General features: G+C 46.6%; 6 protein-coding genes. 4 read left to right on the top strand and 2 right to left on the bottom strand.

What is annotated here, in order from left to right:
- Positions 1 to 115 precede the first annotated feature (115 nt).
- Positions 116 to 754 carry an HU family DNA-binding protein gene (locus BUB52_RS01060; protein ID WP_009123045.1) on the bottom strand — a complete coding sequence of 213 codons (639 nt, stop codon included), beginning with the start codon at positions 752 to 754 and terminating at the stop codon, positions 116 to 118.
- Between the two features lie 329 nt (positions 755 to 1,083).
- On the opposite strand from BUB52_RS01060, the gene BUB52_RS01050 reads away from it, so the two are divergent.
- The 4 genes from BUB52_RS01050 to pelA all read left to right on the top strand — a co-directional run bounded on the left by BUB52_RS01050 (position 1,084) and on the right by pelA (position 8,603).
- The gene (locus BUB52_RS01050; protein WP_009123043.1) at positions 1,084 to 2,304 is read left to right on the top strand and encodes a VapE domain-containing protein; all 1,221 of its coding nucleotides are present in this window, start codon (positions 1,084 to 1,086) and stop codon (positions 2,302 to 2,304) included.
- Positions 2,305 to 2,613: 309 nt separating this feature from the next.
- On the top strand, positions 2,614 to 5,772 hold the full coding sequence (locus BUB52_RS01045) for a SusC/RagA family TonB-linked outer membrane protein (protein WP_229097161.1): 3,159 nt from the start codon (positions 2,614 to 2,616) through the stop codon (positions 5,770 to 5,772).
- A gap of 12 nt (positions 5,773 to 5,784) precedes the next feature.
- Positions 5,785 to 7,497, top strand: a complete 1,713-nt coding sequence (locus BUB52_RS01040) for a RagB/SusD family nutrient uptake outer membrane protein (protein WP_009123041.1) — start codon at positions 5,785 to 5,787, stop codon at positions 7,495 to 7,497.
- Between the two features lie 11 nt (positions 7,498 to 7,508).
- Positions 7,509 to 8,603: a pectate lyase gene (gene pelA, locus BUB52_RS01035; RefSeq protein WP_009123040.1), complete on the top strand. Its 1,095-nt coding sequence runs from the start codon at positions 7,509 to 7,511 to the stop codon at positions 8,601 to 8,603.
- A gap of 302 nt (positions 8,604 to 8,905) precedes the next feature.
- Here pelA and BUB52_RS01030 read toward each other — a convergent pair whose 3' ends face one another.
- Positions 8,906 to 13,384: a hybrid sensor histidine kinase/response regulator transcription factor gene (locus BUB52_RS01030; RefSeq protein ID WP_009123038.1), complete on the bottom strand. Its 4,479-nt coding sequence runs from the start codon at positions 13,382 to 13,384 to the stop codon at positions 8,906 to 8,908.
- Positions 13,385 to 13,434 lie beyond the last annotated feature (50 nt).

Genomic DNA, 13,434 nt, shown 5'->3' with positions numbered 1-13,434 from the left:
ATCCTTACTAATAAAAAGAGTTGCTTTATAATAATAAAGCAACTCTTTTTATTTTCCCCTTCACCCTTCACATCCCCTGTTCATCAACCCTTGCGGGTGAAGTCCGCCATTACCGTCACTGCCGTACAATCCTATCCCTGCTCACCCCGTAATACCCCGCTACGGGCACATATACCGGTTGCGTAGGTATTCCGATATTCCGAATTTTCCCTTCCGCCCTCAGCCTGCGGATATGCTCCATCGCTTTCGACTTCATAAATCCGCAAATCTGCTGGAAGTCCGCACGGGTCATTAATTGATGTTCGGTAAAATAAGTTCGCAAACGCATATCTATTTCCACATCCGATAGTTTGCGGGAATGCCCGTTGTGCCTGATATTTTTAAGCTTCACGGCTCCCACTTCGTTCTTCAACGCTTGGTCGGCACGAAACTTGATACCTTTTAAACGGACTTTCGTATTTTTGCGTTTCGTTTCCGCCGTCACCCCTTCTATACATTTCAGCGTAGGATGAAAATAACCTATCCCGTCCAGGTGCACTTGGCGACCGTCACTCAGCTCCTGCCCCAATACATGCGACAGCGCATCGAGTACAGCCGTTACATCCGTTTCCGTCAGCGAGCAACGCTCCTGAATTTTACGCCTCACATAGTCCGTTCCTATCTTTCCATTGTACGTGATGCGTGCATGGAGCTTTTTCTCGTCCGGCTGGTTCGGCGGTACCGGATTCTCGTACCATTCAAAATGAATTGCCATAGTGCTGTATTTATTTATATTGTGTAAAGTTAGCGCTTTCCCATGAGATAATCTATTTTTCCTACGAGAATAAATGGGTGCCGGCAACTGCCGACAGAGCCGTTGACGATTGTCAACAGAACCGCCGACAGCTATAAACAGACCTGTTGACTACTGTCAACACCCTGTTTCGCTACAAGATAAAACGAATTATCCCGCATTGAAAACGCAATAATGCAAGGACTTGGCACGTTCAACGCCACAAGCGATAATAGTGTGAAAAAGGCTTGCGAAAGGCTGTTTCCCGATAGTAACTTCGCGGCACGAAACTATCAATAAAAACAACGTGTATGATGAAAAAATGTATTATGAAACTTATCTCCTTTTTATTAAGGAACAAGAAACGCAAGAGACAGTCCCGCATAAAGAAATGCAATCCGACAGAACAGGTTAACCACTTCCTGCAAACCGGCTATGCCTTCCGTTACAACCGACTGACAGAGGAAACAGAATACCGCCCCATTGGAATTGCAGACAAAGCGTTCCTCCCTGTCAGCAAACGGGAACTGAATTCCTTATGTCTCGAAGCCCATGCCCGGGGCATCCTATGCTGGGACAAAGATATCAGCCGCTTTCTTTTTTCCAAATACGTACCGGAATATCATCCTTTCCTGCTCTACTTTGAGCAACTTCCCGCTTGGGACGGTATCGACCGGATTGACAATTTGGCACACCGCGTATCGTCCGAACCCTTCTGGATAAGCGGTTTCCACACATGGATGCTCGCTCTTGCAGCCCAATGGACGGGACGGACAGGCAAACATGCCAACAGCGTGGCTCCCCTGCTTGTCAGTTCCCGGCAGGGTTGCCTGAAATCCACCTTCTGCAAAAGTCTGATGCCCGACAGCCTGTCCCGCTACTATTCGGACGAAATAGAGCTCACGTCACGAAGTAATGTCACCCGCAAAATGTCGGAAATGGGACTGCTAAACCTTGATGAGTTCGACAAATACTCCGCCAAGCAAATGCCGCTACTCAAAAGCCTGATGCAAATGGCTGATTTAAATCTTTGCAAAGCATATCAAAAGAACTTCCGTAATCTCCCCCGCATCGCTTCTTTCATCGGCACAAGCAACCGCTTCGACTTGCTTTCCGACACTACGGGCAGCCGGCGTTTCCTATGCGTAGAGGTAAAGGATAAAATTGATTGCAGCCACATCGAACATAAACAAATCTATGCGCAACTGAAACAAGAGCTTGCAGACGGAGCCCGCTACTGGTTTACCGCCGAAGAAGAGCAGGAGCTCCAAGAACACAACCTTGCCTTCCGACACCACAACCCGGCAGATGAAGTGCTGCACAGTTGCTTCCGCCCCGCAACGGCTGAGGACTCAAAAGAAGAGGTAATCCACCTCTCCGCCGCCGACATCTTCAAAGAACTGAAAAGGCAAAATCCCGCTGCCATGAGAGGGACAAATCCAAACAGTTTTTCACAGCGACTCGTGCCCGCCGGCTTCGTGCGGAAGCACGGACGCTATGGAAATTTCTATCCGGTAGTGCCGCTCGCATGAAGAAACAAACAACTTCCCAACTCAAGTTCACAAAACAGGGGTTCACCCGCAAACCCCGATGAATAGGAAGACATGAAGGGAGAAGGGGTGTCATGCACAAAAGAAATTCAGGGGTAAAAACTAATTTTTCCACAAAGAATACCAAAAAATACTATGGTGTTCACAGAGTATCACATATTTTTGTGTTCGATAACGGATGAAACCATCTCATTACAGTTGTCAGCCTTACTATATTTAATAACTATAAAAAACAAACTTATGAATCTAAAAAGACTTGCCAAAAGGGCATTAGCTACTCTATCATTGAGTATGTTGTGTTTAGTCGCTTTTGCACAAGGTCACCAAATCTCAGGTACCGTAATCGACGGTACGGGTGAACCAATTATCGGTGCAAACGTATTGGAAGTAGGCACTACTAACGGTGTAATTACTGACATCGACGGTAATTTTAAACTTAGCGTACAGCCCAACGCAAAAATCCAGGTATCATTTATCGGTTATATCACACAGACCGTTACAGTGGGTAGCCAGAGCAATATCAAGGTAACGCTGAAAGAAGATGCGCAAGCATTGGATGAAGTGGTGGTTGTAGGTTACGGTGTACAGAAGAAGTCGGATGTGACCGGTTCTGTCGGAAGTGTAAACAGCGATAAGATTATGGCTAAAGGTACCACTTCCGTTATGGAATCCTTGCAAGGTTCGGTTGCGGGTGTGGACATTTCGCAAAGCTCAAGCCGTGCCGGTGAAGGATTCAACATCTCTATCCGCGGTAAGAGTTCTATGGCCGGCGGTGAACCACTGTACGTTATCGACGGAGTGGTGTGCGACAATATGAACTTCCTGAACCCTGCCGATATAGAAAAAATCGACATCCTGAAAGACGCTTCTTCTACCGCTATCTATGGTTCGCGCGCAACAAACGGTGTCGTGATGATTACAACCAAGCAAGCCGGAACGAGCATTAAGGACGAAGCTAAGGTTCAAGTAACTTACGACGGATATTACGGTTATAAAACCGTGGCCAACATGCCGGAATTCATGAGTGGCGACGAATGGACCAACTATCGTTTCCAACGTTATACAACCCTGAAGTCCACAGACGAATTCGGACATCCTACTTATCAGATGAAAGATACGGATTGGAGCGCTTTCTGGGGAAATAACAGCGCCAAAATCAAAGATATTTATGCCACCAAAGGTTATTATGACTGGCCGGATTTGATAACCACGGACGGTCAGCAGCAAAACCATTACCTCAACATCGCCGGTAATACAAAGAATCTTTCTTACCGCGTCGGTTTGGGTTATCAGAAAGACGACGGTATCCTGCACGACTCCTATGAACGTTGGAATGTCAAGGCTGCGATAGACCACAAAATCAACGACCGTTTCTCTATCGGCGCGTTGGTAAACCTTTCTACCTCTCTGAAAGACTACGGCAGCAAGAATTCGGTTATTACCGGTTTCCGTGCAAATCCGTACTGGGTTCCTTACTATTGGGAAGGTGAAAATAAAGGAGAATTAATACTCCAGCCGGCCAAAGACGAAGTGATATTCCCCGATGGCGGCGGTTTCACCTCTACATTGAACCCATTGGTGGATAGAGCAAATTCCACTGACGAGACACGCAGTTACGATGTTATGGGTAACTTGTACTTACAGTACTCTCCTATCAAGGAAGTTATTCTGAAAACCACATTCTCTCCTACATACAACCGCAGCAAGCGAGGCGAATTCTATGGTGTGAATACAGACAGCCAGTTCTCTTCCAAGAACCCGAGCACGGGCGACCCTTACAATACGGCTACTATCACCAATGTTGATTATTTTACATATACTTGGGATACGCAAGCCAATTATACCAAAACATTCGGCGACCACAGTATCAACGCGTTGGCATTGTTCAGCGTATATAGCGCAACCAAAGAAGGGGATGCCATTACCGCCAACGATATGCCTTTCGATGTAGACTGGTATAATACAGGTTCTGCCGGCTTCCTGAGCAATGCAGACAGTTATTACGAGAAATTGACCATGCTCTCCTATGTGCTCCGCCTGAACTATGCTTATAAAGGACGTTATTTGGCAACCGTATCCAGCCGTTGGGACGGAAGCTCCAAATTCCAGAAAGATAACCGTTGGGGCGCTTTCCCGTCCATGGCATTGGCATGGCGTATCAGTGAAGAGGACTTTGCGAAAGAACTCTCATGGATCAGCAACCTGAAGTTAAGAGCAAGTATCGGTCTGACCGGTAACAACGCCAATGTGGGACCTTATGATACACAATCGCTGGCAGGAACCAAATATTGGTATAATTACGGTGGCGCACCGGCCTACGGATACGGCATCAACGGTATTACCAATACTTTGCTGACCTGGGAAAAGACAAGGGAAATCAACGTCGGTCTGGACTTCGGATTCCTCAACAATCGCATCAGCGGTAGCATCGACTGGTACAACAAGGTTTCAAGAGACTTGCTAATGGAACAATTAACGCCGCTGGAACTGGGTTCTTCAACAGGAGCCATGATGAACAACGTAGGTAAGGTAAAGAATACAGGTGTTGAAATCTCATTAAGCACAGTAAACGTACAGACCAAGGATTTCTACTGGAGCACTACTTTCTCTTTTGCCAAGAACAAAAACGAAATATTGGAATTGAACGGCGGCAAAGAAGACTTAGTAGCCAATAAATGGTTCATCGGCCAGCCTATCGACGTTATCTACGACTATGAATACGCCGGAGTTTGTACTGCCGAAGAGGCAAGGGCTTATGCCACAAACGACGCTATCAAGACTAAGTTCATCGAAGGTGAAATGAAGCTGAAAGACCAGCAGCAACCCGGTGAAGAGGGCTACGGAGTAATTGATGAAAACGACTTGGTTGTTTTAGGCCATGCATTACCGAAATGGACAGGTAGCGTTACCTCAAACATGACCTATAAGAACTTCGACTTCTCTTTCTCCATCTATACCAAACAAGGCGGTATGGTAGAAAGTCCGTTCATGGCCGAATTCACAAACTACAAAGACCGCGGACGTAACAAGCTGAAAATGGATTATTATATTCCCGCAGGCACTCCCGTGCTCAATGCCGACGGAAGCGGTTATACCTTAACTACGGAAGCTCACATGGGCGCATATCCTTATCCTACCAATACAGCCAACAACAACTATGGCGGCGGTATCGGTTGGGGTACCGACAAACAGACGACTTATGTAGGTAACTCTTACGTAGACAACTCTTTCGTGAAAATCAAGAACATCACTTTGGGTTACACATTCCCCAAAAGCTGGATGTCCAAGATTGGTGTAGACCATTTGCGTTTGTATGTCAATGTATTGAATCCGTTTACCTTTACAAGTTATAAGGGCTTTGATCCGGAATGGGCGGATGCCGCCTTAAATGACGGAACAGGCGGACCGAGTTCACGCACATACCAAGTTGGAGTCAATTTAAAATTTTAATACCTGATAACGATGAAAAAAGCAATATACATCGCAACCTGCCTGTTAGGGCTTAGCATAAGCAGTTGCTCAGACTTTTTGGAACAAGATAACAGATCGGATGTTCCCTCAAATGAATTCTATAATACCAAAACCGGTTTCAACAGCCTGTTGAACAGTACATATTCTTCTTTAAGAAGCATCTACGGCGGAGCTCCCTGGGTATTCAGCGCAGGAACGGACTTGTTTGCCGGCGGTAAACAAGGTGTGGACGCCATCGGTCTGTATGGCTCGTCTTACAATTCCGCCGACAAAGACGTGCAAGAGTTTTATACCGAATGCTACAAAGGAATACAACTGGCGAATTCCGTTATATATTATGGCGAATCGACAGAAGATTCTTCTGTAAGACTGCAATATGTAGACGAAGCGCGTTTCTTGAGAGCTTACTATTATTACTTACTGGTACAGCACTTCGGCGGGGTAGCTTTAAACACAACAATGTTTGAATCCGCAGTAATGAACCATGCACGCGAGAGCGCCGAAAACGTTTATCAGTTCGTTATAGATGAGTTCGCTTACCTGTCGTCCGACGACTCACAACTGCTGGAACGTTCGGAAGCTACCGGAGACAACTTCGGACGCGCCAACAAACGCGCCGCCATGCATTTCCTCGCCAAAACTTACCTGGCAAGAGGTTATGAAACTTTTGCAGACAGCAATGACTTTACCAATGCAGCCCAATATGCCGAGAAAGCCATAAACGGAGAAAAACCGACCATAGCTTTCAGTGATGTGTTCAGCATTAACAATGAAGAAAACGATGAAATCTTCTGGTCTGTACAGTACAGCAGCGCTACGTTGGAAGACTTGAGCAAAGACGGTAATATGCAACAATCGGTATTCGGCGTATACTTAGGCGGTGCCGAAGAAAAGAACAAATACAACGCCGGTTACCTTGCGCCGACCGTTCATCTGCACAATCTCTTTACGAAAGGTGACAAGCGTTATGAAGGTACATTCATGCTGGAACTGCATAAATTCTACTATGATTATTACACTGCTCCGACAACCTCTCCCATTAAGTATTTCTATGCTCCCGGCTGGATGTCGGATGCTGACATCACTGCTTGGAAGAACGAAGATCCGACTCTGCGTCAGAATGCGACTGTCATCAAAATGAGTGAGATGAGCGAGGACAGAAAAGGCAATATGACAGCATACGCCGATAAGTGTACGGATGATTACGGAGTGGCTTGTATAAGAAAATTCGACGACCCCACTTCCGCGTTCTCTATGACCGGCAGCACGCATGACATCATCTTAGCGCGTCTGGGAGAAACTTATCTGGTAGCCGCAGAAGCTTATGTAAAACTGAATCAGCCCGACAAGGCAAAGGTTAAGATTAACGAGCTGCGCGAACGTGCCACGGAAGCCGGATATGACCTCTCGGTACAGGAAAGTGATGTGACCGGAGAACAAGGCATCGACTTTATTCTGGACGAACGTGCACGTGAGTTGGCAGGAGAATATCACCGCTGGATGGACTTGAAACGTACCGGACGCTTAATTCAATATGTTGCCAATGGCACTTATGACGGACAAGCATGTTTCGCATATAATCACGATAACATCAAAGTCAGTGACTTTGTGGGCAATGACGGCAATTACAAAATACTCCGCCCCATCCCATTGGATGCCATCAACCGTAATAAAGAAACCGTAAAACAGAATCCCGGATTTTAATAAATTGCACTATGATGAAATTAAAGATATTCCTGATAGGCATTTTATTTCCCGCCGCTGTCTTTGCACAGAAAGCGCCTTCTTTAGATGCTTTGCAGGACGGAATACACCATTGGAACCTACTGCACCCTGACCGTACCTATGCCCGCTATGCCGAAAAGGATTACGAGAAGATTGCCGACAATCTGATTGCATATCAAAATGAAGACGGCGGCTGGCTGAAAAACATGGACTGGGCAGGCGTACTGAACATAGATTCCATAAAAGCCGGCCTGAAAGACGGGCAGAAGCGGAGTACGCTTGACAACCGGAATACATTCTCGCAAATAGAGTATCTGGCGGATGTATACACATTAACCAAGAAACAGAAATACAGAGCCGCCTCGGAAAAAGGTCTGCGCTATCTGCTCTCCACACAAAAGGACAATGGCGGCTGGAGAGGCTGGGATGTAGATGCCGTTACTTTTAATGATGATGTTACCACCGGTACTTTGGAACTGTTCAGAAACATACTGCAAGGAGACTCCAGCTTTTTATGGCTGGACTCCGGTATGCTCAATGCAATACAGAAGTCATACGATAAGGGGCTTGCCGTAGTACTGAAAACACAATATGTACAGAATGGTGTTAAAACGGCATGGGCACAACAATATGATAACGAAACCCTTGTTCCCGTAAAAGCCAGGACTTTTGAGTTACCGGGATTAACGGCATGGGAAAGTACTGCAATCACCATCTTTCTCATGGGAATAAAGAATCCCTCGGAAGAGGTTATCCAGGCGATAGAAGCGGCGATAGCATGGTTCAATAACTCTAAAATAGAAGGTATCCGGATTGAACGCGTTCCATTGCAGGGAAAAGATATCATAAACCATGAATATCCTTACGACAACGTAGTGGTTAAAGATGAAACCGCTCCCGCTATCTGGAGCCGTTTTTATGAACTGTCTGACAACAGGCCGTTTATGGCTAAACGTTCCGGTGAGAAAGTATGGAAACTGTCTGACGTAAACGCGGAAAGGCGAACCGGATATGACTGGTACGGTTATTGGCCGGTAGAAGCCTTGAAGATGTACAAGGAGTGGAAAAAGCAATTCAAGCATTAAGAAGTTTCCGATAAACCGAAAGGAAGATAATGCTATTTAAATCGAAAGATATTAGATAGGCATTCTTTGCAAGGAAGAGGGGCATCATTTGGATGATGTCCCTCTCGTTTTTACTCTTTTTCTTGTTCATCCTCTCCCCACAATTCCGTATCCGAAGGGGCTTTCTTCAGGCTCCAGGCTATTGCCGAGCCTATAACAAGCAGACTAATTAAATATATAATCATAGTTATGGTTTGGTTTCTAATTATTCAAAGAAAACATATTCAAACGGTTTATGTTCATTTTGAATACGAAATAGCGGTTTATCTCAGCGATTTATCCCGATACTCTGTCGGCGTCATGCCCATTTTCTGCTTGAAACATTTACTGAAATAGCGTGGGTCGTTGATACCGACCATATAGGATATTTGCGTCATGGAATACTCTCCGGTTTCTATCAGCTGGACTGCACGGTTGATACGCATTTCCTTGATAAACTCGATAGGCGCCAAACCCGTCAGGGTTTTCAGCTTCTTAAAGAAAACAGAACGGCTGACGGCCAGTTCCCGAACAAAATCATCCACCACCAAGTCACCATTATCCATATTCTTCTCCATAAGCTCTACAAGCTTATCCATAAACTTACGGTCGTTGGGCGACATCACCGGAGTTTTATCCGCTTCGGGAACATCCGTTATATTCTCGTCTTTCTGCTCTCCGGAAGCGGGAACGGGCGCTGCAACTCCTGCCGGCATCAAGTCCTGACGGTACAGAGCCTGCAACTTCTGCCGTTGGGCAAGCAGATTCTTTACACGCGCTTTCAGGTAGGTAGCGCTGAAAGGCTTGGTTATATAATCATCGGCACCGTATTCCAATCCTTCCAGCTTACTTTCGATGGACGACTTCGCCGTAAGCAACACAATGGGAATATGACTGGTAGTCATATCGGCACGCAGTTCACGGGTCATGGCGATACCGTCTTTTTCCGGCATCATCACGTCGCTGATAATAATATCCGGCAGGAACTTCAACGCTTTGTCCAGCCCCTCCACACCATTGGCAGCCTCTACAATGCGATACTCGGAAGCGAAGATACTGCGCAGGAAGATACGCAGTTCGGAATTATCTTCTACCAAAAGCATCAGGCCTTTGGATGTTTCCTCAGCCTCTTGCCCTTGCGGAGGCTCTTCTGCCGGCGGTTGCGGGGAAACGGTTTCTTCCGTACCCGCCATACTCTGCCGACGGATTTCCAGACCGGCCGTTGTATCATCCTGCATAAATTCCACCGCCTCGTCATAATGCTCCTTACCTTTCATAAAGTCTATCTTGAAGCAGCTTCCTTCGCCCAATTTACTGTCTACCGAAATCAGCGCCTTATGCATTTCCACCAGCTCCTTCACCAATGAAAGACCGATGCCCGTACTCGGATTGAACAAGTTACGGTCTACCAGATTCTCGAACCGGACAAAGATTGATTTCTTCTTATTCTCGGCAATACCGATGCCCTGGTCTTGCACGCCGATGGAAACCGTCTCCTCGTCCTCATGGATGAACAGCTTAATCATCTTTCCGTTCGGAGTATACTTGAAAGCATTGGAAAGCAGGTTGAAAATAATCTTTTCATACTTATCCGCATCTACCCACAGATAAAGCTCCGCCTTTTCCGTCTCAAACAAGAAGTCTATATGATGCTCCTCGGCCACAGAATCGAAGTTCTCCATAATCTTACGGGTAAAAGCCACCACATCGATGCGCTGCACCTGCATTTTCATCTTCTTGTTCTGAATCTTCCGGAAGTCGAGTATCTGATTGATAAGACGCAGCATGCGGTTCGTATTGCGTTCTACCACCTGTAACTGCTCGCGGGCATCCGCCGGTAATTGCGTATTCGCCAGCACGTACTCAACCGGACCGGAAATCAATGTCAAAGGAGTACGCAGTTCATGAGAAATATCCGTAAAGAAGCGCAGTTTCATGTTTGTCATTTGCTGCTCCACGGATACCTCATGCTTCAAGCGATAGATTGTAAACAGGATATAAACGGCTGTAACGATAATCAGCAATACGAACAAGACATACAGGAAATAGGCGAAAGGAGTTTCCCAGAAAGAAGGAAGCACCTCTATATCGAGCAAGCGCGTATTTTCCGTCCATATCCCTTCGGCATTGGTGGAGCGGACCTTAAACACATAATGGCCTTTGGGCAGGTTGGTATAGGTAGCCATCCGTTGCTTGCCTACGTAGTTCCACGCCTTTTCAAAACCTTCCAGAATATAGGCGTACTGTATTTCCGAAGGTTCCGTATAGTCGAGCGCCGCAAACTGAATGGTGAAAATATTCTCCTTGTGAGAGAGCGTCAACTTGCGGGTATCGTCCAGGCTCTGTCGCAGTATCGAATTCGTACCCGGTATCACATCTTCATTTGATATCAACAGTTTAGAAAAAACAATCGGCGGGACGTAGCCGCTTTTCCGGGTGGAGTCCGGATTGAAAAGAAAAATGCCGTCGCTCGTTCCATACATGAGGTCTCCCCATGAGGTATAAAGCGATGCCGCCTCGCTGAAACGTACACGGAACGAGATACGCTCGTCGGCGTAATTCTCGAACCGTTCTTCTCCCGGGATAAACTTACTGATACCGTTCTCGGTGCTCATCCAGAGATTTCCTCCGTTATCCTCACGAATGGAAAGCAATATATCCGAAGGCAGGCCATCCTCAACGCAGTATGACCGGAACCTTGCATGGCCGTCCGCGTTTACAGACAGCAACTTATTCAATCCCCCGCCAAAGGTGGCCAGATAGAGTTCTTTTTTACGGGTGGACAGAATCCAATGCACGTCATTGTTGCTCAAACTGTACATATCGTCCTGCACACGCAGATAATGATGGAATACGGCATCTTCCGGATTTTTGAAACTACCGTTGACCATCAGCGCCCCGACAGTAGTGGCAATCCATATATTACCCTGATGGTCGCCGGTTATGAAGCGCACCTTATGGCATTTGTCGATAGGAAAGCCTTTCAGGTTGTTGCGGTGATTGACAAATATCTCCTTACCGTCCCGGTTGCGGGTCAGATAATTTATCCCGCCGCCGAAAGTGGCAACCCAGATACGACCTTTATCATCCTCGTAGACGCAATACACATTATCATCGCTCAAACTGTAAATATCATCTTTCCGATGTTGATAACGTGTCAGTTTATAGCGCATCTCTCCCTGAGGTTCCGCTTTTACCAAGCCCTCTCCTTTGGTGGCAATCCAAAGGTTGTGTCCGCTGTCTTGAAAAATAAAATAGACATTCCCTCTTAGCGGAGTTCCCGTACGGGATACGACACCGGTTTCCGTCAGGTATCCGTATTCTGTACGGTTCTTATCATAAACCCTTAGCTTGCCGTCTTTTAATCCCACCCAGAGATTGTGCCGCACATCTTCACACAACGCACGTACCTCATTGCTCAACGACTCGTACCGATGAGGTTCGGGCGTTATCATGCTGAACAGAGACGGCTGGAAGGTAATCTTTTCCAATCCTTTGGAGTGGGTACACATCCACAGGTTACCCTGCCTGTCAGAAAAAGCCGAATGAATCTTATTGGAAAAACGCCAGTCGGCATCCGACAAACCGTTGTAGAAAGCTCGCAGGCTATTGCTCGCTCTGTCAAAACGCGAAAAGCCACCGCCATAGGGATGCACCCATACCGTACCGTAAATATCTTCGTGCACATGAAACGCCGGACGCGAACGGTCTGTGCTGGTAGGCTCCACACGTATCACTTCCGTTTTCAGGACCTTCGTTTTCGTATTGAAATGCGCGACGGTACCCGGCACTTCCTGCTCAAACCATATTTCCGAGTACTTATCCACATAGATGGAACGTACCGGCGCTTTTGGCAAACGGGACGCCTCATAATGCTCGGTTGCTCCGGACGGTATGTTGTAAGTGAAGAATCCATCGGTTTCCGTCACAATCACAAGGTCGTGCTCATCGATGTTCTTTATCGCCACGATACGGGAAGTACCGGGTAGCTGCAATAAAAGGAATTGCCCGCCTTTCTTTTGATAACGCCATACACGTCCGTTATCCGAACCGAAAAAGATTTCATTTCCGCACTCCCGGGCAGTATAAAAGACTTGGCCGGACGTTTCTTCCTTATTGGCTGTTTCCACAAAATAAGAAACGAGTTCACGGCTGCCTTCGGCAAGCATCCCCAACCCGTTATTGGTCAGCATCCACTCGTTTCCGGCAAGGTCTTCATAAATATCATATACATGGGTGGCCGGAAACAAGCCCGATTTGTCAGAATACCACTCCGAGGTGAGACGATAGGTGGCCGGATCCGTTTTCACACGGATAGCCCCCTCATTCTCCGAAAGCAGCCATACAGAACCGCATGGCAACACCTTGACGGAAGCTATGACCGCTTTGCCGCCTTTCTCCTCCGTAGCGGGAACGCTTTCAAAGGTTTCGGAACGGGTATCAAAGCGATAGACTTGATTATCATACGTCTGCAACCAAAGGAAGCCGTATTTGTCTTCATACATATGGTCGGCGCGATTATTCGTCAGGTTAATCCGGTTATCGAACTTTGCCTTATAGGTTCTGAAAACATATCCGTTAAATTTATTAATGCCGTCCCATGTGGCAAACCACATATTCCCTTTCCTGTCCTGCAAAATACACATTACCGTATTCTGGGAAAGGCCTTCTTCGGATGAATAATGGGTAAACAGGCAGTCCGGCTGCGACTTAACCGGCAGTGCGCATATCAAACCGACAATCAGATATAAGATTTTTCTCATAATATATTCATTCTGTGGCGTAAAGATACATATTTCGTTGAAAAATCTTG

Source organism: Bacteroides clarus YIT 12056 (genome assembly GCF_900129655.1).
GTDB lineage: Bacteria > Bacteroidota > Bacteroidia > Bacteroidales > Bacteroidaceae > Bacteroides > Bacteroides clarus.
The sequence above is the reverse complement of the archived record's forward strand: the minus strand, read 5'-3'. Positions and strand labels throughout refer to the sequence as shown.